The organism is Bradyrhizobium sp. SYSU BS000235, from assembly GCF_049747295.1.
Lineage (GTDB): Bacteria > Pseudomonadota > Alphaproteobacteria > Rhizobiales > Xanthobacteraceae > Afipia.
Window position 1 is genome coordinate 154,043 of record NZ_JBMHJM010000002.1, and the last position, 23,565, is coordinate 177,607.

General features: G+C 60.1%; 23 protein-coding genes. 12 read left to right on the forward strand and 11 right to left on the reverse strand.

Annotation, left to right across the window (positions count from 1 at the left end):
• Positions 1-56: 56 nt before the first annotated feature.
• On the forward strand, positions 57-395 hold the full coding sequence (locus ACP0KA_RS26045) for a hypothetical protein (protein WP_424631853.1): 339 nt from the start codon (positions 57-59) through the stop codon (positions 393-395).
• 23 nt (positions 396-418) lie between these two features.
• On the opposite strand, the gene ACP0KA_RS26050 is transcribed toward ACP0KA_RS26045, so the two are convergent.
• The 4 genes from ACP0KA_RS26050 to ACP0KA_RS26065 form a co-directional block, all read right to left on the reverse strand.
• Positions 419-1,615, reverse strand: coding sequence for an efflux RND transporter periplasmic adaptor subunit (locus tag ACP0KA_RS26050; RefSeq protein ID WP_424631854.1), 1,197 nt, complete (start codon positions 1,613-1,615; stop codon positions 419-421).
• Complete coding sequence (locus tag ACP0KA_RS26055; RefSeq protein ID WP_424631855.1) at positions 1,608-4,796, reverse strand: efflux RND transporter permease subunit; 3,189 nt, start codon at positions 4,794-4,796, stop codon at positions 1,608-1,610. The genes ACP0KA_RS26050 and ACP0KA_RS26055 overlap by 8 nt, the downstream gene beginning before the upstream one ends.
• Before the next feature lie 188 nt (positions 4,797-4,984).
• Complete coding sequence (locus ACP0KA_RS26060) at positions 4,985-5,383, reverse strand: PaaI family thioesterase (protein ID WP_424631856.1); 399 nt, start codon at positions 5,381-5,383, stop codon at positions 4,985-4,987.
• A gap of 66 nt (positions 5,384-5,449) precedes the next feature.
• Positions 5,450-6,730, reverse strand: a complete 1,281-nt coding sequence (locus tag ACP0KA_RS26065) for an ArgE/DapE family deacylase (protein WP_424631971.1) — start codon at positions 6,728-6,730, stop codon at positions 5,450-5,452.
• Positions 6,731-6,888: 158 nt separating this feature from the next.
• Here ACP0KA_RS26065 and ACP0KA_RS26070 point away from each other — a divergent pair, with 158 nt between their 5' ends.
• The gene (locus ACP0KA_RS26070) at positions 6,889-7,830 is read left to right on the forward strand and encodes a glutaminase (protein ID WP_424631857.1); all 942 of its coding nucleotides are present in this window, start codon (positions 6,889-6,891) and stop codon (positions 7,828-7,830) included.
• A 92-nt stretch (positions 7,831-7,922) separates the two neighbouring features.
• Here ACP0KA_RS26070 and ACP0KA_RS26075 read toward each other — a convergent pair whose 3' ends face one another.
• Positions 7,923-8,123 (reverse strand): DUF2735 domain-containing protein, encoded by a 201-nt coding sequence (locus ACP0KA_RS26075; protein ID WP_424631858.1) that lies wholly within the window; start codon positions 8,121-8,123, stop codon positions 7,923-7,925.
• 49 nt (positions 8,124-8,172) lie between these two features.
• Between ACP0KA_RS26075 and ACP0KA_RS26080 the strand changes: the two genes are divergently transcribed.
• The 4 genes from ACP0KA_RS26080 to ACP0KA_RS26095 all read left to right on the forward strand — a co-directional run bounded on the left by ACP0KA_RS26080 (position 8,173) and on the right by ACP0KA_RS26095 (position 10,428).
• Positions 8,173-8,484 (forward strand): hypothetical protein, encoded by a 312-nt coding sequence (locus ACP0KA_RS26080; protein WP_424631859.1) that lies wholly within the window; start codon positions 8,173-8,175, stop codon positions 8,482-8,484.
• A 90-nt stretch (positions 8,485-8,574) separates the two neighbouring features.
• On the forward strand, positions 8,575-9,609 hold the full coding sequence (locus tag ACP0KA_RS26085) for a glutamine synthetase beta-grasp domain-containing protein (protein ID WP_424631860.1): 1,035 nt from the start codon (positions 8,575-8,577) through the stop codon (positions 9,607-9,609).
• 220 nt (positions 9,610-9,829) lie between these two features.
• Positions 9,830-10,159 carry a DMT family transporter gene (locus ACP0KA_RS26090; RefSeq protein WP_424631861.1) on the forward strand — a complete coding sequence of 110 codons (330 nt, stop codon included), beginning with the start codon at positions 9,830-9,832 and terminating at the stop codon, positions 10,157-10,159.
• 26 nt (positions 10,160-10,185) lie between these two features.
• Complete coding sequence (locus ACP0KA_RS26095; RefSeq protein ID WP_424631862.1) at positions 10,186-10,428, forward strand: DUF6719 family protein; 243 nt, start codon at positions 10,186-10,188, stop codon at positions 10,426-10,428.
• Here ACP0KA_RS26095 and ACP0KA_RS26100 read toward each other — a convergent pair.
• Together ACP0KA_RS26100 and ACP0KA_RS26105 are read right to left on the reverse strand one after the other, a co-directional pair.
• Complete coding sequence (locus tag ACP0KA_RS26100; protein WP_424631863.1) at positions 10,425-11,171, reverse strand: glucose 1-dehydrogenase; 747 nt, start codon at positions 11,169-11,171, stop codon at positions 10,425-10,427. The genes ACP0KA_RS26095 and ACP0KA_RS26100 overlap by 4 nt on opposite strands.
• A 109-nt stretch (positions 11,172-11,280) precedes the next feature.
• Entirely contained in the window at positions 11,281-11,439 is a 159-nt protein-coding gene (locus tag ACP0KA_RS26105; protein WP_424631864.1) for a hypothetical protein, read from the reverse strand.
• 252 nt (positions 11,440-11,691) lie between these two features.
• Here ACP0KA_RS26105 and ACP0KA_RS26110 point away from each other — a divergent pair, with 252 nt between their 5' ends.
• On the forward strand, positions 11,692-11,982 hold the full coding sequence (locus tag ACP0KA_RS26110) for a hypothetical protein (protein ID WP_424631865.1): 291 nt from the start codon (positions 11,692-11,694) through the stop codon (positions 11,980-11,982).
• Positions 11,983-12,039: 57 nt separating this feature from the next.
• Here ACP0KA_RS26110 and ACP0KA_RS26115 read toward each other — a convergent pair whose 3' ends face one another.
• Positions 12,040-12,588: a CreA family protein gene (locus ACP0KA_RS26115; RefSeq protein ID WP_424631866.1), complete on the reverse strand. Its 549-nt coding sequence runs from the start codon at positions 12,586-12,588 to the stop codon at positions 12,040-12,042.
• A gap of 300 nt (positions 12,589-12,888) precedes the next feature.
• Here ACP0KA_RS26115 and ACP0KA_RS26120 point away from each other — a divergent pair, with 300 nt between their 5' ends.
• From ACP0KA_RS26120 to ACP0KA_RS26140, 5 genes are all read left to right on the forward strand, one after another.
• On the forward strand, positions 12,889-14,415 hold the full coding sequence (locus ACP0KA_RS26120) for a L,D-transpeptidase (RefSeq protein ID WP_424631867.1): 1,527 nt from the start codon (positions 12,889-12,891) through the stop codon (positions 14,413-14,415).
• A 65-nt stretch (positions 14,416-14,480) separates the two neighbouring features.
• On the forward strand, positions 14,481-16,136 hold the full coding sequence (locus tag ACP0KA_RS26125) for a hypothetical protein (protein WP_424631868.1): 1,656 nt from the start codon (positions 14,481-14,483) through the stop codon (positions 16,134-16,136).
• A 70-nt stretch (positions 16,137-16,206) separates the two neighbouring features.
• Positions 16,207-16,779 (forward strand): glutathione peroxidase, encoded by a 573-nt coding sequence (locus ACP0KA_RS26130; RefSeq protein ID WP_424631869.1) that lies wholly within the window; start codon positions 16,207-16,209, stop codon positions 16,777-16,779.
• Between the two features lie 144 nt (positions 16,780-16,923).
• A complete protein-coding gene (locus tag ACP0KA_RS26135) occupies positions 16,924-17,883 on the forward strand; it encodes a polysaccharide deacetylase family protein (RefSeq protein WP_424631870.1) in 960 nt (319 codons plus the stop codon).
• Positions 17,884-17,926: 43 nt separating this feature from the next.
• Complete coding sequence (locus ACP0KA_RS26140; RefSeq protein WP_424631871.1) at positions 17,927-18,472, forward strand: dihydrofolate reductase; 546 nt, start codon at positions 17,927-17,929, stop codon at positions 18,470-18,472.
• 10 nt (positions 18,473-18,482) lie between these two features.
• On the opposite strand, the gene ACP0KA_RS26145 is transcribed toward ACP0KA_RS26140, so the two are convergent.
• The 3 genes from ACP0KA_RS26145 to ACP0KA_RS26155 all read right to left on the reverse strand — a co-directional run bounded on the left by ACP0KA_RS26145 (position 18,483) and on the right by ACP0KA_RS26155 (position 23,557).
• Positions 18,483-20,576, reverse strand: coding sequence for a methyl-accepting chemotaxis protein (locus tag ACP0KA_RS26145; RefSeq protein ID WP_424631872.1), 2,094 nt, complete (start codon positions 20,574-20,576; stop codon positions 18,483-18,485).
• Between the two features lie 151 nt (positions 20,577-20,727).
• Positions 20,728-21,198: a DoxX family protein gene (locus ACP0KA_RS26150; RefSeq protein WP_424631873.1), complete on the reverse strand. Its 471-nt coding sequence runs from the start codon at positions 21,196-21,198 to the stop codon at positions 20,728-20,730.
• Positions 21,199-21,247: 49 nt separating this feature from the next.
• The gene (locus ACP0KA_RS26155; RefSeq protein WP_424631874.1) at positions 21,248-23,557 is read right to left on the reverse strand and encodes an NADP-dependent malic enzyme; all 2,310 of its coding nucleotides are present in this window, start codon (positions 23,555-23,557) and stop codon (positions 21,248-21,250) included.
• Positions 23,558-23,565: the final 8 nt, after the last annotated feature.

Below are 23,565 nucleotides of genomic sequence, written 5' to 3' on the forward strand. Positions count from 1 at the left end.
TACATCAGCAACGTTTCCTCCACGCTTGAGACCATGGGCAATCAATGGAGCTGTCAATGCGACATAAATTACAGATCGCAGTTATCGCCACCGCTACGCTGATCGGATCAACACTTGTGGCGGCGGCTCAAGGAACGATCAGTCCAGCGACGCCTTCACCGACTGCGCCTCCCGGCTCGCCCGGCGTGTCGCCTGCCACGCCGCCTACCATGGCGCCGACGGCACCCAGCACGACGGGCACAACAGGAATGAGCACCGGGACGATCAATCAGCCGGGCGTGCCGAATACCTCGACGCCGGGTTCGATCGGCACCGGAGCATCTCCAAGCGGTCTGCCTGGCGATAGTCCGACCAATCCCGGCTATCCGGCCGGTACCGGTACAACAACGAGGTAAGTTGCAGATGACGGCGGCTGCCGTCACTCGGTCTTGACGTTGGTATTCGCGCTGGTCCGCGGCGTGCCGTCTTTGCCGGCACCCGCGATGCGAACCTGGTCACCGTCCGCAATACCGTCGAGCGGCGTGATGATGACTCGATCGTCGGCTGAAAGACCCGTTGCGATCTCGATCTCGCGACCGAGATCACGCGCGATCGTCACATTCTTGAAAAGGATTTTGTCCGCGGGCGTGACAGTCGCAACGCGCAACCCGCTATTGTTGAAGATCAACGCACTTGCAGGAATGCTGAGCGGCTGGGTGTCATGCGTCAAGTTGAGCTGAACGTCAGCGTAGGCGCCGGGACGCAACTCGCCTGTGCTGTTGTCCAGAACAAGCTGCATGCGCGTGGTGCCCGATGCGATATCGACCGATTGGGCGGATGCTTCCACCGTTGCCGGGAACGAACGGCCGGCATATTCCGGCACCGAGACGGAAGCCTTTGCGCCGATCTTGATCGACGGCAGATAGCTCTGCGGCACATTCACGTAGAGACGGAGCTTCTTTGCATCCGAAACCACGAACATCGCAGCGCCGGAGCCGGTGCCGCCGTTGATCAGGGCGCCGACATCCGTGTTGCGTTCAGTGACGATGCCGTCAAACGGCGCGGTGACAGTCTTGTAGCTCGCTAAGGCCTCAAGCCGTTCGACATTGGCCTGCATCGCGCGAACCTGCGCTTCCTTGCTGGCGAGGTCCGCCGACCGCTCATCGATTTCCTGCTGCGACACGAAGTTTGACGCCAGCAGGGTCTTGCGACGTGACAACGTTGCAGCCGAGAGCTTCGCCGCAGCCTGCGAGTTCGCAAGGTCGGCACGGGCCTGCAGCAACTGCTGATCGAGGTCAGGGGCGTCGATTTCGGCGAGCGTCTGTCCTGCCTTTACGTGCGCTCCGATGTCCACATACCAGTTCTTCAGGTAGCCGCTGACTCGAGCAAAGATCGGAGCGCGGGAATAAGCTTCCAGACGTCCAGGCAAATCGATCTTCGCATTGAGCGGCTTCGCACCGGGCAGCGTGACAGCGACCGAAGGCACGGCTTGTGCCTCCGTCCACTCACGCAACCTGGCGTCGCCATTGGATCTGGTCGATATTCCGGCGACGACGACGGCAGCCAATCCAACGCCGGCAACGATGCCGTACATTCGCAACTTGCCGCGCGACACGGAAGGGATCTCTTCAGGCATGAACTGTCTCCGGCGCCATCGCGGAAGCCGCGGGCTGCTTCTTGTGGACCATACTGAACACCACTGGCACGAACATGAGCGTGGCGAAGGTAGCTAAAATCAATCCGCCGACCACAGCGCGCCCAAGCGGCGCATTCTGCTCGCCCCCCTCACCCAGACCCAGCGCCATCGGCGCCATACCGATGATCATGGCCAGCGCTGTCATCAACACCGGACGGAAGCGAACGAAGCCGGCTTCCAGTGCGGCGGCAACCGGATCACCGAGGTGGTCGTAGCGTTCTCGAGCAAAGGAAATCACCAGCACGCTGTTTGCGGTCGCCACGCCCATACACATGATGGCGCCCGTCAGAGCCGGCACGGACAACGTTGTATGCGTCGCAAATAGCATCCAGACGATGCCCGCCAGCGCGGCAGGAAGCGCCGAGACGATCACAAACGGATCCGACCACGACTGGAAGTTCACAACGATCAACAGATAGATCAACACGATCGCGCCCAGGAGGCCGAACAACAGGCCCGAAAAGGCGCTGTTCATCGTCTCCACCTGCCCGAGCAGCACGACGTTACTGCCTTTAGGTACGTCCTTCGTGGTCTCCGCAACGATCTTCCGAATGTCCGCAGCCACGGCGCCGAGGTCGCGGCCCTGCGGTGTCGCATAGATCTGCACCATGCTCTGGATGTCGTATTGTGACACCACGGCGCTCGACGTGGAGCGCGAGATGTCAGCAATTCCGCCGAGGATCGGCGTAGAGGCCGCCCCTGGAGCCGAAATCGGCAAAGCCTGCAGCTTGCTCAAAGAGTCGATCTTGTACTGCGGTGTCTGCATCACGATGGAATAGGACACGCCGTTATCAGGATTGAGGAAGTAAGTCGGCGCGACCTGTGAACTGCCCGCGAGATTAACCACCAGACTGTTGGTCACATCCCTCGTCGTCAGACCAACATACTGTGCGCGGGTCCGATCGACATCGATATTGAATCTCGGGTTGTTCGGCGACTGCTGAATGCGGGCATCGGCAACGCCGGGGATGTGTCGAATACGCCGAAGCAGATCGCTGGCATATTTGAAGTTCGCATCGGCGTTTGCTCCCCGGATCTGAAGATCGATGGGCGCCGGCGCACCGAAGTTCAAAATCTGGCTGACGATGTCCGCCGGCAGGAACGCGAACGAAACACCCGGGAACAAGCGCGGCAGCTTCTCGCGCAACTCACGAACATATCCTTCGGTCGGCGGGTGATCTTCCTTCAGCTTGATCTGGATGTCGCCATCCTGCGTCCCGATCACGCCCGTGTTGTTGTAGGTCATGTTGATGCCGCTGATGGGCATCCCGATGTTATCGGCTATCGTCTCCAGCTGCTCAGGCGGAATGATCTGGCGGATAGCTTTTTGAATATCGGCCAGTTGGTTTGCGGTCTCTTCGACGCGGGTGCCGACCTGAGTGCGGACATGCATCAGGATCTGACCGGTATCGACCGCCGGGAAAAAGTTGCGGCCGAGGAACGGCACCAGCAAAAACGACGCCGCGACGAAGCACAGGAAACCGGTCACGAACACCTTTCGGTGTCCAAGAGCCATCGCCAGCAAGCCGTGGTATCCCGACCGCACCTTCTCGAAGCGCCTTTCAAATCCGCGCTGGAACAGCACCAGCGGGTTACGCGACGGCGGTGGCGGCAACGGATTGCCATTCTCGTCATGCGGATGAGGATGCAGCAGATACTTCGCCATCGTCGGCACCAGGGTGCGCGACAGGATGAACGACCAGATCATGGCGAACATCACCGCTTCCGCCATCGGCACGAACAGGAAGCGTGAGACGCCGGTCAGGAAGAACATCGGCACGAACACGATACAGATACAGAGCAGCGACACGAATGCGGGGGTCACGATCTGTGCCGCACCGTCGAGAATGGCGGGCTCGACCTGCTTGCCGTGCTCAAGATGCCAGTTGATGTTTTCGATCGTCACCGTGGCGTCGTCCACCAGGATGCCGACCGCGAGTGCCAGACCACCAAGCGTCATGATGTTCAACGTTTCGCCGATCATCGAGAGCATGGTGATCGAACCCAGCACCGCGAGCGGAATCGAAACCGCGATGATCACGGTCGAGCGCCAGCTTCCGAGGAACAGCAGGATCATGATGCTGGTGAGAACGGCGGCCATGATGCCTTCAAAGGCCACGCCAGCGATCGCGCCGCGCACGAAGATCGATTGGTCGCCGATGAAGCTGACCTTCAACGCATCCGGCATCGCGTCCTTGACGTCGATAACCTTCTGTTTGATGCCGGCAATGATATCGAGCGTCGACACCGCCCCTGCCTTCAGCACCATCATCAGCACGGAGCGGTTGCCGTTGACGTGCACGATGTTCGTCTGCGGCGGGTTGCCGTCACGGACCTGCGCAACGTCGCGGATGTAAACCATCGCACCGTTGACCGCTTTGATCGGCAGATCGCCAAGTTCCTCGAACTTCAGCGGCGAGTTGTTGAGCTGGATCGAGTATTCAAAGTTTCCGATCTTCTGCGTGCCGACCGGCGTGATCAGGTTTTGCGCAGCGAGCGCATTGGCGACGTCCTGTCCCGACAGACCCAGCGCCTGAAGGGCGTTCGGATTGAGATCGATCTGGATCTGGCGCTGCTTGCCGCCGAACGGATACGGAATAGCGGCGCCCGGAACAGTGACGAGCGGCGTGCGCAACTGATTGATGGCAAGGTCGCCCAGATTCTGCTCGGTGAGCCCGTCGCCCGACAGCGCCAATTGAACGATCGGAACGGTCGAGGCGCTGTAGTTCAAGATCAGCGGCGGCGTGGCACCCGCCGGCATCTGCTTGAGCATGGTCTGCGAAATTGCAGTGACCTGGGCGTTGGCGGTGCGGATATCGACGTTGGGCTGGAAGAAGATCTTGATGATGCCGACGCCGTTATAGGAATTGGCGACGATGTGCTCGATGTCATTGACCGTGGTGGTCAGCGCGCGCTGGAACGGGGTGACCATGCGGCCCGCCATCTGGTCCGGCGGCAGGCCGGTGTACTGCCAGACCACGCCGATGACCGGAATTCGGATATCAGGGAAGATGTCGGTCGGGGTCCGCAGAGCCGCCAAGGGCCCCACGATCAGCAGGAGAAGTGCCATGACCACGAACGTGTACGGTCGGCTCAGGGCAATTCGGACAATCGAATTCATATCGGGCGTTTCTCGGTCTCAAAGGGCCGGGTGCCGTCCCAGGGAACGACTTGAAGGCGTTTTGCGTTGATCTACCCGACTCCTGCGCAATGACGCAATGTCGCAAGACCTCACAGTCAGGTGTTCAGGGCCATTTCTGGCGCAATTTCCGCGATTTCAGCCAATTTCCTCTATAAAAAGCGTGGTTATCACAAGATCATCTGCGTTTGCGTGACGACGGCCACAAGCCGGCCCTCTCCGGTCTCGAGCCGGGTCTGCCAAACCTGGGTCCGCCGGCCGAGATGGATCGGCGTGGCAGTCGCCGTAACCGTGCTGCCGGCCTTGGCGGCGCCGACGAAATTGGTCTTGCTTTCGATCGTCGTGGTTCCCTTGGCATCTGGCGGCAGGTTGATCACCGTCGCCGCCGCACCGACCGAATCCGCGAGTGCCATCACGGCCCCGCCATGGATGGCATGCCCGACGGTGCAGAGATCCTCCCGGACCACCATGGTTGCTACGACCTTCTCCGGCTCCGCATGCGTGAAAGTCACACCCATCAGTTGGGCAAACGGCATCGGCAGCGAATTGATCTTCTCAAGCGGTGTCATTCGATGATCTCTGTTGCGACCAAACGATCAAATGGCAGCAGTTCACGCGATGGATGAAGATGTGGACTAGATCGGCTCAACGCCGCACCAGTCGGCCACGAACAGCGCGATCGCGCGCGTGGTCTTGCGCAGCGACTCGACCTCAACGCGCTCATTGAAACCGTGCATGGCCTCGGCCTTCGCGCCGAAGCAGAGGCTCGGAATGTTGCTGTTGAGACCATAAAACCGCGTGTCGGTCAGGGCTGTGAAAGCAAGCTCTTTCAATGGATTACCGTAGACAGCTTCATGCGCCTTGCGAAGGACCGCCTCGGACTCCTCGGCGCCGGTCAGCTCATAGCCTTCCGACAAAAAGCCCGACCATTCGACGGTCGGCGGATTCTGCGCCAGAAAAGGATGCTTTTTGGCCGCAGCGTCGACGCAGGCCACGATTTCCGCCTGATGCTCCGCAATCGACCACCCCGGCAACACCGCGATCCGGCAATCGACATCGCACCATGCGGGCACGCTCGAGGCCCAGTCGCCCCCTTTGATGATGCCTGGATTCAAGTTGATCGGGTGCTTCACCGATTTGAAATGCCTGTCACTTGCCGCGCGCCTGTTCCACTCCTCTTCCAGCTCCTCGAGCGCCTCGACCAGGTAGGTGGCCGCCTTGATCGCGTTCGCGCCGGCACCGGCTTCGAACACATGGACGGGCTTGCCGCGCACCTTGAGGCGAAACCAGATCACCCCGACCTGAGAACGAACCAACTTCGCATCGGTCGGCTCCGGAATGAAGCAGCAGTCGGCCCGATAACCGCGCTGAATTGTCGAGAGCGCCCCGACACCCGTGCTCTCCTCTTCGATCACCGACTGGAAATGAATTCGCGCTGTCGGCTTCAATCCTGCCGCATGAAGGGCGTCGAGCGCATACAGCGCGGCAATGGTGCCCGACTTCATGTCGCCGGCACCGCGGCCATACAGCCAGCCATCCTTGATTGTCGGTGTGAACGGCGGCGTATCCCACATATCGAGCGGACCGGCCGGGACGACGTCGCAGTGGCCCTGAAGGATTAGGGATCGGCCGGCGTCTCGTGTGGGCCGGTAAGTGCCCACAACGGTCCGCGCATGGGAAAAATCGTGCTCGATGGGCCCATAGCCCCGCAGATCCTTCAGATCGTCCGTATTGATATGCCAATCGTCGACCTCATAGCCGCGGACACGCAGCAGATCATGCATCATGTCCTGACAGGGACCCTCCGCCCCGCGCGTGCTTGGGATGGCAGAAAACTGCTTGGTTGTTTCCATCTGCCGGTCGAACGCATCGTCGACGGCATCAGTAATGCGGCGCTGCATGTCCGCGGTGTTCATCGCATCCATCGTTCTTGTCCATTCCAGCCCAGAGGTCGCTCAAGTACAGCGTAGCGGCGCGGGCTCCGTCAACGTCCATGGACGGACTGGCACGTTTGTCGCATACGAAGGGCTCGTCCGCCCTGCCACGGTAAGATTAAACGACAAATTACAGTTCAATGAGCACCAGCACCTCTCTTCTTGATCAAGTCGTTCGCGAAATTGCCGACGAGATGGCCCAAAGATCCGATCGCGGTGAAGTCGCGAGCTACATTCCGGAACTGGCAAGGGTCGACGCCAACTCCTTCGGCCTTGTGGTGGTCGATGCGGATGGACATGTGGCAGCCGCGGGCGACCGCGAAACGCCTTTCTCGATCCAGAGCATTTCGAAGGTCTTCACGCTGACGCTCGCACTTGGCAAGGTGGGAGACAGATTGTGGAGTCGCGTTGGCCGCGAACCGTCGGGAAGTCCCTTCAACTCCATTGTCCAGCTCGAGCGTGAGCGCGGAATTCCGCGCAATCCTTTCATCAATGCCGGCGCGATCGCGGTCACCGACCTGATCCTCTCGGGACACCAGCCGCGTGAAGCACTCGGTGAAATTCTCCGGTTCATGCGATTTCTCGCCGACGATTCATCGATCACGATCGACGAGGCCGTTGCGGCCTCCGAGCAGCGAACTGGATTTCGCAACATCGCCCTCGCCAATTACATGAAGTCCTTCGGCGTGATCGAAAACTCCGTCGACTTTACGCTGGGCGTTTATTTCCATCACTGCGCGATTGCGATGTCGTGCCGGCAACTGGCGATGGCCGGGCGCTATCTTGCTTACGCCGGACGCAATCCTTCAACAGGTCTCAACGTGGTTCAGGCTGAGCGGGCGCGCCGCATCAACGCGATCATGATGACGTGCGGCCATTACGACGGCTCAGGAGAGTTCGCCTACCGCGTTGGTCTCCCCGGCAAGAGCGGTGTCGGCGGCGGCATTCTGGCCATCGCGCCAGGCAAAGCCTCTATCGCGGTGTGGTCGCCGGGGCTCGACGCCAACGGCAATTCGCATCTCGGCAGGATGGCGCTGGAAGCGCTGACAAGACGGCTAGGCTGGTCGATCTTCGGAGTTTGATCGCAGACTTATTGCACTCAAACGGAAATGCCGAAGCGCATCGTCTCAGCGTTTCGAATTCCGAATTGAGCACGCAGAACAGACAGAAAGCTTTAGTGCTCGCTCGGCCGCCGCTTTTCCTCTTCGATAGCAGCGTCGTGGTACCAGCCGCTCCCGAATGTATCGCCCAGGACGGGTTGAAATCGCGGATCGGTTGTCGGTCTGATTGGCTCGTGATCGCCACCGGCGGTCTTCCGACCCCGCACCGGAAACTGATAGATCTTCGCGGTCCCGTGAGAAGCATTCGACGCCATTGCGGTCTCCCTCTCGGACGCTGCGCTGACACGCGGCTTGGACACTATAATGGAGTCGCCCCGCATTTGCGCGAATTGCTCCTTAATCGAGCAGCGATTGCACAAAATTTGGTCATTCGACCCTTTGCGTCTTTGCACAGCATTCCGTCGCCGGATCAAACGCGTGCGGCCTTGTGCAGTTCCGGAGAAGGCCGAACTGAGCCAAAAACGCCAAAAGAACGTGCAATCCTTTGCGCCGATGAAGAAATGGGCGCATAGGAATGGCCGGTCGGCGCCCGCCGGCCAGCTAAAGGCCCTGGAATCCACCTTCGCCAGCCTGCGGCATCTGACCACACCAACTGGCACGTTAAATGCTTATTAAGCCGCGGCCGTTGGCGGCCAACCACCCTGGGTGGCCAGGCCAGCTTGGGGGTCCTCCCCCCTTCGCATCGTCAACTTACGAGAGATCGAAATGACAAAGTACAAGCTCGAGTACATTTGGCTCGATGGCTATACCCCGGTCCCAAACCTTCGCGGGAAAACGCAGATCAAGGAATTCGACGCATTTCCGACGCTCGAACAGCTTCCGCTGTGGGGCTTCGATGGCAGCTCGACCATGCAGGCCGAAGGCCGCAGCTCTGATTGCGTGCTCAAGCCGATCGCAGTTTTCCCTGACGCGGCTCGCACCAACGGCGCTCTGGTCATGTGCGAAGTGATGATGCCGGATGGCAAGACCCCGCATCCGTCGAACTCGCGTGCAACCATCCTCGACGACGATGGCGCATGGTTTGGCTTCGAGCAGGAATACTTCTTCTACGAAGATGGCCGCCCGCTCGGCTTCCCAGAGAACGGCTATCCAGCACCGCAAGGCCCCTATTACACCGGCGTCGGCTACAAGAACGTCGGCTCGATCGCCCGTCAGATCGTCGAAGAACATCTCGACCTGTGCCTCGCCGCCGGCATCAACCACGAAGGCATCAACGCTGAAGTCGCGAAGGGCCAGTGGGAGTTCCAGATTTTCGGCAAGGGCTCCAAGCGCGCCGCCGACGAAATGTGGATTGCCCGCTACCTGATGCTGCGCCTCACCGAGAAGTACGGCATCGATATCGAATGGCACTGCAAGCCGCTCGGCGACACCGATTGGAACGGTTCGGGCATGCACGCCAACTTCTCGACCAAGTACATGCGCGAAGTCGGCGGCAAGGACTATTTCGAAGCGCTGATGAAGCAGTTCGGAAAGAACCTCGACGCCCACATTGCCGTCTATGGTCCGGACAACCACCTGCGCCTGACTGGCAAGCACGAGACCGCGCCGTGGAACAAGTTCAGCTACGGCGTTGCCGACCGTGGCGCGTCGATCCGCGTGCCGCACTCCTTCATCAACAACGGCTACAAGGGCTATCTGGAAGATCGCCGTCCGAACTCTCAGGGCGACCCCTACCAGATCGCTTCGCAGATCCTGAAGACGATCTCCGAAGTGCCGACCGGCGCAAAGGCCGCCGCCTAAGGTTGCTATTAGCAGCCCGGGCTTCTGCGTTCGGGCTGCTGAGCACTTTCCAAGCCATACTCTTTCCAAGCCATGAGTTACCCCTTTTGGCTTGGGGTCTGGAGCCGAGGAACGGTTGGTCGACCTTCCTCGGCTTATCTCACGTATGGCGCTCCTCGTCCCGCTTCCGCTGTTGAGCCCCTCACCTATGAGAATCAGGGGCGAGTGAATACGATGGGACATGACCTTCTTTTATCTCATCGTGGCCATCGTCCTTGAAGTCATCGGTACTTCGGCGCTGCAAGCCTCAGAGCAATTCACCAAGCCGAAGCCGCTGATCTTGACTGCGCTCGGCTATGCCGCTTCGTTCTATTTCCTGTCACTGGTCTTGCGCTCGATGCCCGTCGGCATCGCCTACGCCATCTGGTCAGGACTGGGCGTCGTTCTGATTACGCTTGTTGGCCTCGTCTGGTTCGGCCAGAAGCTTGACACACCAGCAGTGATCGGGCTCGCCCTCATCATTGCCGGCGTCGGCACGATCAATCTGTTTTCCTCGACAATTCAGCACTAGCGGCCGGAGCGGCCGGGAGCTTCACCATGAGCCATCGCAAGATCGTTTGCATCGCATTGTTTGTCAGCCTGCTGTCCGCCGTCCCGGCATCGGCCGACATCGTGATGCGGGAATCCGACATCCACGACCTGCGGCTCGGCCAGCACGTCTACATTGATGACGGTTCGTGTCCGGCAGGACAGATCAAGGAGGTCACCGGCGTGAAGCTGACGGCCGCGGGCGTCGCCCGCGTCCGCAAATGCGCTGACCGAAAGACCATGCGACGCTAGACCGTTCGGCCGCCATCGACCGGCAATACGACGCCGGTCACGAAGTTCGCGTCATCTGACGCCAGATAAACGCATGCTTTCGCGATGTCTTCGGGCTGCGACATGCGGCCGAGTGGAATCGTCGCGATGAATTTCGCGCGGTTTTCCGGCGTATCCGGTACGCCCATGAACGTTTCGAGCAGGGCCGTCTCCCCGATCACCGGCGCGACGCAGTTCACACGGATATTGTCCGGCGCGAGCTCCGCGGCCATTGCGCTCGACAGCAGGTTCACCGCGCCTTTCGAGCCATTGTACCACGTCAGTCCCGGACGCGGACGAATGCCTCCCGTCGAACCGATATTGATCATGCAGCCGCCGCCTTGCTTGCGCATCAGCGGCACCACGGCGTTGGTCATGTGATAGATCGATTTGACGTTGATCGCGAAGACGCGGTCAAACTCCTCTTCAGTCACGTCCATGATCGGCTTGTTGCGAAACGACCAGCCCGCATTGTTGACCACAATGTCGAGCTTGCCGAAATTGTCGACCGCAGCGGCAACCGCCTTGTCGATATCGGCGCGTTTGGTGACATCGCCCGTCACCGCGACAGCGCCGCCAGTGTTTGCGGCAACGCGCGCAGCGCCTTCGCCGTTCAGGTCGAGAATGACAACCTTCGCACCTTCATCCACGAAGTGACGCGCAATCGCCGCTCCAAACCCCGATGCCCCGCCCGTTACGAGGGCAACCTTATCCTTCAGCCGCATCTTCCCGGTTCCTGTTTATGTCGTTGTTCGGGAAGCGTCGATCAAACCGTGGAGGAACGCAAGCACTCCTCTTCAAGACTTTTTGGCTAATACCAACAATACCGCCACACTAGCGCGCGCCTGTCGACGCAGATGCCTGCTGAATATCGATGATCGGAGGACCGCTATAGTCAAACGTGCCAATGCCCGGCAAATCGCTATGATGCTGAGGTTGCAGCGGTCCAGCGAAAAAGAACGCAACGGTCAAAAGAACACCGAAAACACGCATGGGAATTTCTCCGCGACAAGATGCTCGTTAGTCGCGTCGATGCCGCTTATTGTTCAATCCATGGTTCGCTTCCACGAAGCACACGACTGATTTTCGATTCCGCAAGACATTTATGAATTGTCGACCGACTTTTTTTGCATGGTGATTTCGCGCGTGCAGCGTGACGACACTCCAGCAGTGCCTACAATCAAGGCGCCCGGCGTGTCCGGGCGCCCCTCGATGGATTGAAGCACCGGACCGGGAGACGAAGTCATGTCGGGCCTACTCGTCAATCTGGTTTTCCAGATTATTGGCGGCGCGATCGGCGGCAACATCGCGGCAAGCGCAGCAAAAAACGGCATCCTGCGGAAGGTCGATTACGTCATTGCCGGAGCGATTGGCGGTGGCGTCGGTGGGCAGATCATCGGGGCGCTGATTCCCGTGCTCGCCAACACGCCATCCATGCCAGACCTCGGTGTGATCATTGCGCAGGCGGTTGGCGGCGGCGTATCCGGCGCCATCCTGATCGCTATCGTTGGAGCACTGAAAAGCCGGATGGCATGACCGATTGAGTGCTTATGGCGTGAAGCGCGCACTGAAGTGCGCGCTTCACGCCAAGAGTTATCCTGAAATATAATCGCCACACTTCTGCACGATGTCATTGGCGCCCCACGGCATCAGCGGGACGGACGACGTCGAATTCTTCGGCGAGCCTTCGATCAGTTTGTCCGAATAGACCATGTAGACCAGCACATTTCTTTTGGCATCGCATCCACGCACGATCTGCATCTTCTTGAAGAGGAGCGAGCGCCGCTGCCGGAACATGTCGTCACCCTGCCCCAGCTTGCCCTTGAAGCGGATGGGGCCGATCTGCCGGCAGGACAGCGAGATATCGGAGACCTGTTCGGCAAGCCCGAGCCAGCCCTTGTAGCCGCCCTTTTCAGGGATCGTGAAATGGCACGCCACGCCCTCGATATCCGGGTCATCGATGCCATAGGTCGCCAATTTGTCATCGGGGCTTAGCAGCTTGAACACCGTAGACCGCCGGAAGATCAGGTCCGGCTCATCCCCGGCGAGAACCGGCGATGCCACGAACCCGGCGAAGGTCGCGGCGATCAACGCCCAGCACACGAAGGATAGGACCGAAAAGCGGGTCTTGCGGACAATCATCGATATCTCCAGCGGGGATCTCAGGACCAGGAATCAGCCCTGATCAGCCGTATGTGGGGTGGCCGCGTAAATGTTGGAAGGCACGTAATTGTGACTTCCACCGGCGCCGCTGTTAAGCGCTCATCAGGGCTTGGGAACTAGATTTTGGACATAATCTGGCTCCGGAGCGTCAAATTGGCGCCTTCGGTTCGTGCGGCACTAGTGAACATTTTGCCTGTCTGCGACACTCATAATTGGAATCAATTGAGGATACCGGGCGTGTTCGACAATCAGCGAGCCTCTTCCACGAGACAACCCAAAATGGTCGCAGTTGCTCGACTGGTCCCATCACGAACGCCATTGGCCGTATGCCTGACCGCAACGCTGACTCTCGGCGTCAGCCCTCCCGCGCAAGCCCAGCAATACTCCCAAGTGTATTGGCCCTCACAAAGAAACCAATACTACGGAGGTGCGGTCTACGACGACCCGGCCCCGATGGAGTATTACCAAGCACGGCCGATGCACAGGAAGCGTGCGACACCCAAGCTTGCCGACGCCCCCAAGAACACGCCGAAGCCGCAAGGCCCGATCGTGATCGCCATCTCGATCGAAAACCAGCACCTCAAAGTTTACGATTCAAACGGCCTGTTCGCCGAATCTCCGGTCTCGACCGGGATGGCTGGGCACTTAACGCCGATGGGTGTGTTCAGCATCATCCAAAAGAACAAGTACCACCGCTCCAACATCTACAGTAATGCGCCGATGCCTTACATGCAGCGCATTACCTGGTCCGGTGTCGCACTCCATGCCGGCGTGGTCCCCGGTCATCCTGCGTCACACGGCTGCATCCGCATGCCGATGAATTTTGCAATGCGCATGTGGGGCTGGACCCGTATGGGTGCGCGCGTGATCATCGCGCCGGGAGATCTGTCGCCCGTCGACTTTTCGAATCCCAACTTGATTGCGCGAAAGCCTGCGGTCTCCGCCGCGGCCGCCCCGACGGCGTCACCGCCGCGGAACGAAGCCGTCACCACGGCCAAGTCCGACAAATCCACGGTCGCGGACGCGACCAACTCGCCGCCCGCGTCAGAGAAGATCGAGCTGAGGCTTTCCCCCATTTCCGACAAAGGCGATGAAATTCGCACAGCGGATGCCAGCAACGCGATGCAACTGAAATCCGATGCTGACGAACGCCCCATCCAAAGCCCCAGCCCGCCGAAGGATGAGGCGAAGAAGGCGGCTAGCGATGTCCTGCCCGCGGCAACGGCCGGTGACGCAAAGACAGCGGAGACCGCAGCGACCAAGGATCAATCCCGCGCCACGGACGCGGACAAGACGCCTGCTGTCGCGAATGCAGTTCCGCCGCGCGAGGGCTCGGCAGAATTCATCGGTCCGGTCAAACCACGCTCCGGACACATCGCGGCCTATGTCAGCCGCAAGGAAGGCAAGCTTTACGTGCGGCAAAACTTCGAGCCGCTGTTCGAGGTGCCGATTACGATCGCAGCGGCAGATCGTCCGCTCGGCACCCATGTGTTTACCGCCCGCGCCGACAAGGGGGACGTCAACGCGTTCCGCTGGACGGTTGTGTCGCTTCCGGCCCCGACGCGGGCAGCCCGGCGTTCCGATGACGAACACCCGCACAGAAAAAAGAACGCCACGGTGACTGAAGAAAGAGCCCCGCTCCCGGCCTCCTCGCCAAGCGAAGCACTTGATCGGTTGACCATTCCACCGGAAGCCATGGAGCGCATCGCAGCTGCGCTGGCCCCCGGCGGGTCTCTGATCGTCTCGGACCAAGGGCTTGGCCAGGAAACCGGCCGCGGCACCGATTTCATTGTTCCGCTGCGATAGAGTCCCCCAGGGGATGCCCGGGACGGTTGGCTTGTCACGGATCGTTGGGCTAGAACCCCACCAGCATGAGCATCTCCACAGAAGTTCCCACACCGGTGGTGGCCGCCTCGGCCCAAGAAACACGCCCGGATGCATTCAAGCGGCTGACGCCGTTTGGATGGACCGGCGGCATTGCGGTCATTCTCGCCTGCCTCACAGCGTCATTCTTCCTGGCCGGCTATTTCGTCATCTATTGGCGCAATGCCGACATGGATTTCATGATCGTCTACAACGCGCTGGTGTTGAACGACGGCAAGCCTCAAGCTTTCTTTGATCATCCATCCTATTTCACCATCCTCTCCGTGAAAGTCTGGTTCCAGTTCATGCATGCCTTGGGCTTGCTTGATGCGTGGAAACTTTCATCGATTCCATCTGCGTTGAATCTTCCAGCCTTCGATGCCGCGATGACCAGCGCGATTCGCGCGGGGCGCGTCGTTGCCTGGCTGACGACGAGCGTCTTCGTCCTGGCTTACGCGGCTCTTGCCAAACACCTGGTGCGCGACTGGCGGGTTGCGCTGTTCTCCACATTTGCCTTCGCATTTTCAGGCGGCATTGCCGTTCACATGAGGATATTGCGCAGCGAATTGATCGCCGGCTGCCTGTTCACGTTCGCATTCATGATCCTGATCATCGTTGGCCGGAAGGCAACCTCATGGCGGCCGCTTGCAATAGCCGCCGCGGCTGCCCTGTGCGTGCTCGGGATGGAGAACAAAGTGCAGGCGATCCTGCTGATTGCCGCTCTTCCTGCGCTGCTGCTGCCGTTCGGGACGCCCACCAGCGCGAGCACGACATTCTGGGATAATTCTGCGCGCGCCTGGCTGGCGGCGATAGCTGCAGCCGTGATAGCCGGCGTGCTCTTCTATTTCGCCTATCCGCTCATCCTTGCGGGCCTGGATCCGGCAGCAATTGCAGTCGCGCAACTCCATCCGATCATCGGCGGAATGTTCGGAATCTACCAGATTGCCCTGATGGTCTGGATTGGCCTTGGCATGATCGTCTACGCGGCCTGGTGGCGGGTCAGTCTCTCGGAGACGGTCGCAGGACTGTTCGCGGTGATCGCGGGCGCCTCGCTCGGCCTGCTCGCGCTCTATCTGCAGTATGATGCCCAGAATGTCGTCGCGGTCATCAACCCCATTGAAAAGATGCTGGTGTTTGCCGATGCGCCGGTCACAACGGCGGTCGACGGCGGCAAGGCATTTGCGACGATCAGTCTGTTGTTCAATGGTATGGTTGCAGTCCTGAAACGCTACTCATTCGTGTTGTTCTCATCGCCTCGCCCGACAGTTTTTCTGACGTGGCTGATCGCTCCCGGCATTGTCTACGCGTGGCTCAAAGGCGAGCGTCAGGTCGCGCTGCAGGCATCGCTTTTATTGCTGGCCGCGATCGGGATTGATGCCTTAGGCATACGCCGCGGGCTGAAAGCCGAATATTTCTTGTTCACCGATCCGCTGATCATTATCGCGGGAACAGTCCTGCTCGATCGTCTGAGTCATCTGCGCTTTGCCAAATGGGCTTATCCCATCGGCGCCGCGCTCATCGTCGCGCATGTGGCAGTCAGCCAGGCCGAGCCGATCAAGCACGTGATGAAGCGCAGTGGACCCGAATACATCTGCGACTGGAATCAGTTCTACGAGCCCGAATTGCCGATGCCATGGTGCGATCTGCCGCCGAAGCGCCCGTAACACGCTGTTGAAGACAAGGCGGCAAGCTGTCGGCTAATCTACGTCCTGCAGCCACTGGCAGGAGCAGACCATGATCAATCGCAGGCAGATGATTGCAACCATGGTATGGGCCGCCACGGGCTCCGGCGTCGCCAGTTCGGTCCATGCACAACCTGCCATGAGCCGCATCACCGCATACGGGTTTTCGTTTCAGGGGCTGAAGGGCGGCGATATCCGCCTCGTCGACTACGCGGGTAAACCGATACTGGTCGTCAATACCGCCTCGCTTTGCGGCTACACGCCGCAATATGCAGGGCTCCAGCAACTTTGGACCCAGTTCCGGGATCGGGGACTGACCATTATTGGCGTTCCATCCAATGATTTCGGCGGCCAGGAGCCGGGTGGGACCAGCGAGATCGCTGAAACCGCCGAGCAGACCTATCACGTCACCTTCCCGATCACGGCCAAGACCAGTGTGAAAGGACCCAATGCCCACCCCTTCTACAAATGGGCAGCAGCGGAACGGCCGGCGGACCTGCCAAGCTGGAACTTCCACAAATATCTCGTCGGCCGCGACGGGCACATCGCCGATGCCTTCTCATCGCGGATCGAACCAACGGACACACGCGTCGCTACCGCGATCGCCCGTTCGCTAACGGCCTGATCATCGCGCAAATCCCCACGTCGAACCTGTGTTCAGCCGCCAAAAGGCGTTGGCGGACTGAACGATGTGAGACTAGGCTTGAGACTCGGAGGGTAGCGGCACCCGCCGCCTGCCCAATGACTGACCAACGTCGAGGGGGATGCCATGCGCATCAAGGCTAGTGTCATTGTCGCAACGATCGCAACTGTGTGTGCATTCGATAGCGCATGGTCGCAGTCGCTTATTCCACGTTCGGCGCAAGCCGCGCCGCAAAAGGCAGCAGCGCCTGCTCCGGCTGCCACTCCAACTCAGCCACCTGCTCCGACGCCGGCCAAAGCCAATTGCGCCAATCCGAATGCCCTTGGCGTCTCGCGGGTCGTCGCGATCGATACCACCGGCGGTCCCGGCTTCGGCTTCGAGCATTTCAAGCAACTGGACTTTCTCCGCGACAAGGAAGTGGTGCTGACGTTCGATGATGGTCCGTGGCCGGTCAATACACCGTCCGTGCTGAAAACCCTGGCCGACGAATGCACCAAGGCGATCTTCTTTCCCATTGGAAAGCACGCGACCTACTATCCTGAAATCCTCAAGCAGGTCGTCGAGCAGGGCCACACCGTCGGCTCGCACACATGGTCCCATGCCAATCTGAACAACAAGAAGCTGACCGAAGCTCAACAAAAGGAAGAAATTGAAAAGGGCTTCAGCGCGGTCAAGTGGGCCCTTGGCAGCGCGCCCTCACCGTTCTTTCGCTTCCCAGCTCTCCAGCATCCCCCCGCAATGGTGACCTATCTCGGCGAACGCAACATCGCCATCTGGTCGTGCGATCTCGACTCGTTCGACTTCAAGGCCAGCAAGGCGGAAAAAATCGTCGATACGGTGATGACGAAGCTCGATAAGCATGGCAAAGGAATTGTGCTGATGCACGATTTCCAGAAGCACACTGCGGAAGCGCTGCCGGAACTGATGAAACGGCTCAAGGCTGGCGGCTACAAGGTTGTGCAGGTCAAAGCCAAGGCCCCTGTCCAGACCATTGCGCAGTACGATGAGGAAGTGACCAAGAACGTCAAATTGCCGACGGTCAGCACCCGCCCGCTCAACAGCGTGGTGCAGACGATTTCCGAATGACGGCAAACAACCAATATTCTCAAGGACGAAACAACAATATCTCATGCGAATTGAAGGTTATGTCATCGTATCCGCCAACGGCATGCTGGCGGATGCGAACCGGGTCATGCCGTCGTCGTTGAAGTTCGATGCGGATCAGACATTCTTCGAAAGTGCGCTCGACCGGGCCGATCTCATCGTTCACGGCAAGAACTCGTTCGAAGATCAGGAGAGATCGCCACAAAGGACGCGCATTGTCCTCACGCGATCAGTCAGTGCGCTGGCCCCTGATCCGGACAATCCCAAAGCCACGTTGTGGAATCCGGCGCGCGCGACCTTCGAGGATGCTTGCCGTCAGGCCGGCGTCACGTCGGGTACCGCTGCAATCATCGGCGGCCCGGTGGTGTTCGACATGTTCATGGATCGCTACGAGACATTCTGGCTGTCGCAAGCCCATAGCGTAACGATCCCCGATGGGATCGGGGCCTTTCCCGGCATTCCAGAACGATCGGCGGAAGCGATCCTGGAATCACACGGCCTCAAGCCGACGGAGACACGCCTGCTCGATGCGATCGGCAAGGTCGACGTGACGGCCTGGAGCCGGGATTAAACGGCAGCGATCACGCTGCCCGGATGTTCCCCAGGAACTCGGTCACGCGGCCACGCAGTTGTTGAGCCTGCTCGCCAAGTGCCGCGGCTGCGGCGTTGACATTCTCAGCAGATGCACCCGTGGCGTCGGCCCCTTCTGTGACCCCCGCGATGTTGTTGGAGACATCCATGGTCCCCTGCGCAGCCTGCTGGGTGTTGCGGGTGATCTCCTGGGTCGCGGCGCCCTGCTCCTCAACCGCAGCCGCGATGGCGGTCGCGACCTCGCTGACTTCGGAAATGGTCCCGCCGATGCCCTTGATCGCCTCCATCGCCTCCTGGGTGACCTTCTGAACCGCAGCGATCTGCTGGGAAATTTCCTCAGTCGCCTTGGCAGTCTGGCTGGCGAGCGACTTCACCTCGGACGCGACGACGGCAAACCCCTTGCCTGCTTCACCCGCGCGTGCGGCCTCGATGGTGGCGTTGAGCGCCAGCAGATTGGTTTGACCAGCAATATCATTGATCAGGCTGATCACATCTCCGATGCGGCTTGCCGTCTCCGACAACCCCTGAACCGTCGCGTCGGTCTGGCGAGCCTGATCGACCGCACGCCCGGCAATATTCGCGGCATGGGACACCTGACGGCTGATGTCATTGATGGACGCGCTGAGCTCTTCAGCAGCGACCGCCACGCTTTGCACGTTGGCGGAGGCGTCGCCTGATGCTTTCGCCGCCTGGCGCACCTGGGTGTTCGTCTGCATCGAGATGGCGGACATGCCTTGCGAGGTCTGTCGCATCTGGTCCGAAGCCTCGCTGAAGGCATCGAGCACTTCGCCGATCTGCTGTTCGAACATCCCGATATGCGCCTCGATGGCCTGCTGGCGCGACGCGCCCCGTGCATTGCGCGTGCGTTGATCCGCCTCGATCCGCTCTTTTTCAACAGCGTTCTGCTTGAAGGTCTCCAGCGCTCCGGCCAGCGCGCCGATTTCATCGCGGCGCTGAGCGAACGGAACGTCGACCGAGAGATCGCCACTGGCGACTTTGAGCATCGCATCCTGGATGGACTGCAGCGGCTTGATGACACGACGGCTCACCGCAATGATGCTCAGCACACCCATGGCGACGGCGCCGGACAGCAGGATCAGTTGGATGATCAGCGCGCGAAGAGCGTCTTGATGAAGTTCCTTGCCATAATGCTTTGCGGCGTCCAACGCCTGCTCTGCGACGACCACCGCACTCGCCATCCGACCAACGGTCAAGGGCGACCATTGCGCAGCAGTGAGTTCGGGCTTTTCACCGGTCGACAAAGCAAACATCAGCCGGTCGCGCAGCGACATGTATTGCGGGTCGAAATAGGCCGTCTTGGCGGCAGCGATCGCACTTTCGAGTGCCGCGGGCAATTTCATTCCAGCCGCTGAGCTTTCGAGAGCGGACCAAGCGGCATCCATCCCGCCGACGAACTTGGTGTAGTGCAACTGGGCATCGCCGGAGACCTTACCGGCCCCGAGACCGTTCGACACAAGCAGCGAAGCGTCGCCGGCGGTGTTGCGGAGAATCCAGGCCATCTGCTTGATCGACAACAACTGGTCGACAACGGGATTGGCGTGATTGACCAGCGCAGCCAGCTGGTTCGAAATCTTGTCCAGCACGCTGATGAGAGCCGTTGTCGTCTCCGAATATTCCTTCGCGAGACCTGCGCGGCGCGATGCCTTCGGCTTGTTGGCGGCGTCCCAGAATTCCTTCTGCATCGAAGTCAGGGAGTTGGTCAAACGAGACAACTCCGGCAGCAATGTCCCTTTTTCCGGGAATTCCATCGACCCGAGAATATTGATCGCGGCGCTCAACGCCGGCATCTCTCTGTCCTGAATGCTCCGGATGTACTTGTCCATCTCGGGGATGATCGTCCCCTCGGCGTTCAAGGTGCGAACTGTCGACGACCTGTCGGTCCGCAGATTGTGCATCGCCTTGAACGCCTGTCCCGATGCATCCGCGATCGTGGCGATGCGGCTGGTTGCATCCAGGGTGCTCCACGACTGCCATGCCGACGTTGCAAGCAGGATGATGACGCAGGCTGCCATCGCAGCAATGACAGATTTCAAAAGCGCCGTAGCGCTCACGCGATCAAGCATGTCGTCCCCCAGATTGGCCCGACTGCATGAATTAAACGTGATTGGTAAATTTATAAGAAATTAGAACCGCGCGCGATGCGTAGCGGTTCCCTCTCACTTGATGCGTTGTACGCGGCCCGAACAAAACGCTGCGTACAAGCGAATGGCAGGCTCAATACTGGGTGTCAGAGACGCTGGAATAGCTGCTCTTTTCCATCATCGCTGCATTTCGCGGATAGCCGGCAATGATGAGCAGCCCTCCGATCAGGGACAGATTCTTCAAGGCATGAATCATGTTGTTGATGCGATCAGCACCCGTCATGTCCCAGAAGTTGTGGAAGTAGAACGTCGTCACCGCGACGAACAACACCAGCAGGATGGCGAAGAACCGCGCCCCAAAGTTGAGGGCGATCATCAATCCGCTAACGACCTCGACCACTCCCGCAAGGATGGCAAGGATTTGCGCGGTCGGCATCCCGGCCAGTCCCTCAAGCTGCGTTGCATAAGGCGCAAGCATGGCAGGAATGGCCACCTTGTCAGTGATGGCCTGGGTGGTGGACGCGATATCGAAAAGCTTAGAAGCGCCGGAAAATACGAACAAGACGACAAACAAAACACGCCCGAGGGAGACAAGAGCAGACATCGGCCGACCTCGTTGGGATGAGTACAGTCCTGATATACAGGACTTATGCTCACCCGAATAGCGTCGGCTGCTGTCGCCCTGCTCGTTCCTGTGCTTCGACGGCGGCAACGGCGGTCATGTTCAGAATGCCACGTGCGGTGACCGACGGCGTCAGGATATGCGCGGGCCGTGCTGGACCGATCAGGATCGGCCCCACCGGCAACGCACCAGCCAGAACCTTGATCATCTGGTAGCCGATGTTGGCCGCATCGAGGTTCGGCATGATCAGGATGTTGGCCGAGCCCTCCAGGCGCGAATGCGGAAGCACCAACTGACGCGACAATTCGGTCAGCGCCGTATCACCCTGCATTTCGCCGTCAGCCTCGATTTCCGGGTGGTCCTTCGCGAGCAACTCGGTCGCGCGGCGCATCTTGCGGGCGGATTCCGTATCGTAGCTGCCGAAATCCGAGTGCGAGAGGAATGCCACCTTCGGCGTCACCCCGAAGCGCTGGACGTGGACGGCAGCCAGGGCTGCCATCTCCGCCAATTCCTCGGCGGTCGGGTTGGGACGGATCTGCGTGTCAGCGATGAAATACGCGCCCTTGCTGGTGATCACCAAAGACAGCGCTGAGAAGTCTTCCAGGCCGGGAGATACCCCAATGATCTCGCGAATACGGCGAAGATGGCTCATGTAGCGCCCATCGACGCCGCAGAGCATGGCGTCTGCCTCGCCGCGGACCACGGCGAGTGCCGCGATCACCGTCGCATTGGTACGAACCAAGGTCCGCGCGGCATCGGGGGTGATGCCGCTGCGGCCCGCCACATCAATGTAGCTCTGTACATAGGAACGGTAGCGCGGATCGTCTTCGGGATTGATCAGATCGAAATCCTGTCCGGGCTTGATCGACAGACCGAAGCGTTGAATCCGCGACGCCACGACCGACGGACGGCCGACCAGAATGGGCCGCGCCACATTTTCCTCAAGCACGACCTGGACGGCGCGGAGCACGCGCTCATCCTCGCCTTCGGCGTAGATGACGCGGACAGGCTGGGTCTTGGCCTTGGCGAACACCGGCTTCATCACCAGGCCGGAGCGGAATGCGAAGCGGTCGAGCTGCTCGGTATAGGCGTCGAAATCGACGATCGGCCGGGTGGCGACGCCGGACTCCATGGCCGCCTTTGCGACGGCAGGGGCGACGCGCAGGATCAGGCGCGGGTCGAATGGGCTCGGAATGAGCGAACCTGGACCGAAGCCCTGGGTCTCGCCACTGTCATAGCGAACCACGACATCCGACGGCGGATCACGCGCCAGCTGCGCCAGCGCGTCGACGGCGGCACGTTTCATGTCCTCATTGATCGCGGTGGCGCCGACATCAAGTGCCCCCCGGAAAATGAAGGGGAAGCAGAGGACGTTGTTCACCTGATTGGGGAAGTCCGAACGGCCCGTGCAGATCATCGCGTCCGGACGCACCTTGCGCGCCTCATCGGGCATAATCTCGGGCGTCGGGTTGGCAAGGGCCATCACCAACGGCTTGTCCGCCATCTGCGCGACCATCTCCGGCTTCAGCACGCCGGCCGCCGAAACACCAAGGAAGATATCCGCGCCGCCGATCACGTCCCCGAGGGTCCGCTTGTCGGTCTTCTGTGCGTAGACCGCCTTCCACTTGTCCATGAGCGTGTTGCGCCCTTCATAGACAAGCCCGTCGATGTCACAGACCCAGATGTTCTCGCGTTTCGCACCGAGCGAGACCAGCAGATTGAGGCAGGCGATGGCGGCAGCGCCCGCGCCGGACGCCACGATCTTGACGTCCTCGATGTTCTTCCCGTTGAGGATCAATGCGTTACGGATCGCAGCGCAGACAATGATTGCGGTGCCGTGCTGATCGTCGTGGAAGACCGGGATCTTCATCCGTGCCTTCAACTGCTCTTCGATCTCGAAGCACTCCGGCCCCTTGATGTCTTCGAGGTTGATGCCCCCGAAGGTCGGCTCCAGCGCAGCAACGGTGTCGACCACCCGCGCTATGGTATCGGCGGCGATCTCGATGTCGAAGACGTCGATGCCGGCGAATTTCTTGAAGAGAACCGCCTTGCCTTCCATCACCGGCTTGGAGGCCAGTGGACCGATGTTGCCGAGGCCGAGGACCGCGGTGCCGTTGCTGACCACTGCCACCAGATTGGCGCGCGCCGTCAGTGATGCCGCTTCCTGCGGATCGGCGGCGATGGCCTCGCATGCTGCGGCGACACCCGGAGAATACGCCAGCGCGAGGTCGCGCTGGTTGGCAAGCGGCTTGATCGCTTGGATTTCGAGTTTTCCAGGACGAGGGTTGCGGTGATAGGCCAACGCCGCGAGGCGCAGTTCTTCAGACAACGTTGACGCCATACCTTAAG

Coding starts and splice junctions, on each gene's coding strand:
- ACP0KA_RS26045 (WP_424631853.1), top strand. CDS start 57: ATGCGACATAAATTACAGATCGCAGTTATCGCCACCGCTACGCTGATC.
- ACP0KA_RS26050 (WP_424631854.1), bottom strand. CDS start 1,615: ATGCCTGAAGAGATCCCTTCCGTGTCGCGCGGCAAGTTGCGAATGTAC.
- ACP0KA_RS26055 (WP_424631855.1), bottom strand. CDS start 4,796: ATGAATTCGATTGTCCGAATTGCCCTGAGCCGACCGTACACGTTCGTG.
- ACP0KA_RS26060 (WP_424631856.1), bottom strand. CDS start 5,383: ATGACACCGCTTGAGAAGATCAATTCGCTGCCGATGCCGTTTGCCCAA.
- ACP0KA_RS26065 (WP_424631971.1), bottom strand. CDS start 6,730: ATGAACACCGCGGACATGCAGCGCCGCATTACTGATGCCGTCGACGAT.
- ACP0KA_RS26070 (WP_424631857.1), top strand. CDS start 6,889: ATGAGCACCAGCACCTCTCTTCTTGATCAAGTCGTTCGCGAAATTGCC.
- ACP0KA_RS26075 (WP_424631858.1), bottom strand. CDS start 8,123: ATGGCGTCGAATGCTTCTCACGGGACCGCGAAGATCTATCAGTTTCCG.
- ACP0KA_RS26080 (WP_424631859.1), top strand. CDS start 8,173: ATGGAGTCGCCCCGCATTTGCGCGAATTGCTCCTTAATCGAGCAGCGA.
- ACP0KA_RS26085 (WP_424631860.1), top strand. CDS start 8,575: ATGACAAAGTACAAGCTCGAGTACATTTGGCTCGATGGCTATACCCCG.
- ACP0KA_RS26090 (WP_424631861.1), top strand. CDS start 9,830: ATGACCTTCTTTTATCTCATCGTGGCCATCGTCCTTGAAGTCATCGGT.
- ACP0KA_RS26095 (WP_424631862.1), top strand. CDS start 10,186: ATGAGCCATCGCAAGATCGTTTGCATCGCATTGTTTGTCAGCCTGCTG.
- ACP0KA_RS26100 (WP_424631863.1), bottom strand. CDS start 11,171: ATGCGGCTGAAGGATAAGGTTGCCCTCGTAACGGGCGGGGCATCGGGG.
- ACP0KA_RS26105 (WP_424631864.1), bottom strand. CDS start 11,439: ATGCGTGTTTTCGGTGTTCTTTTGACCGTTGCGTTCTTTTTCGCTGGA.
- ACP0KA_RS26110 (WP_424631865.1), top strand. CDS start 11,692: ATGTCGGGCCTACTCGTCAATCTGGTTTTCCAGATTATTGGCGGCGCG.
- ACP0KA_RS26115 (WP_424631866.1), bottom strand. CDS start 12,588: ATGATTGTCCGCAAGACCCGCTTTTCGGTCCTATCCTTCGTGTGCTGG.
- ACP0KA_RS26120 (WP_424631867.1), top strand. CDS start 12,889: ATGGTCGCAGTTGCTCGACTGGTCCCATCACGAACGCCATTGGCCGTA.
- ACP0KA_RS26125 (WP_424631868.1), top strand. CDS start 14,481: ATGAGCATCTCCACAGAAGTTCCCACACCGGTGGTGGCCGCCTCGGCC.
- ACP0KA_RS26130 (WP_424631869.1), top strand. CDS start 16,207: ATGATCAATCGCAGGCAGATGATTGCAACCATGGTATGGGCCGCCACG.
- ACP0KA_RS26135 (WP_424631870.1), top strand. CDS start 16,924: ATGCGCATCAAGGCTAGTGTCATTGTCGCAACGATCGCAACTGTGTGT.
- ACP0KA_RS26140 (WP_424631871.1), top strand. CDS start 17,927: ATGCGAATTGAAGGTTATGTCATCGTATCCGCCAACGGCATGCTGGCG.
- ACP0KA_RS26145 (WP_424631872.1), bottom strand. CDS start 20,576: ATGCTTGATCGCGTGAGCGCTACGGCGCTTTTGAAATCTGTCATTGCT.
- ACP0KA_RS26150 (WP_424631873.1), bottom strand. CDS start 21,198: ATGTCTGCTCTTGTCTCCCTCGGGCGTGTTTTGTTTGTCGTCTTGTTC.
- ACP0KA_RS26155 (WP_424631874.1), bottom strand. CDS start 23,557: ATGGCGTCAACGTTGTCTGAAGAACTGCGCCTCGCGGCGTTGGCCTAT.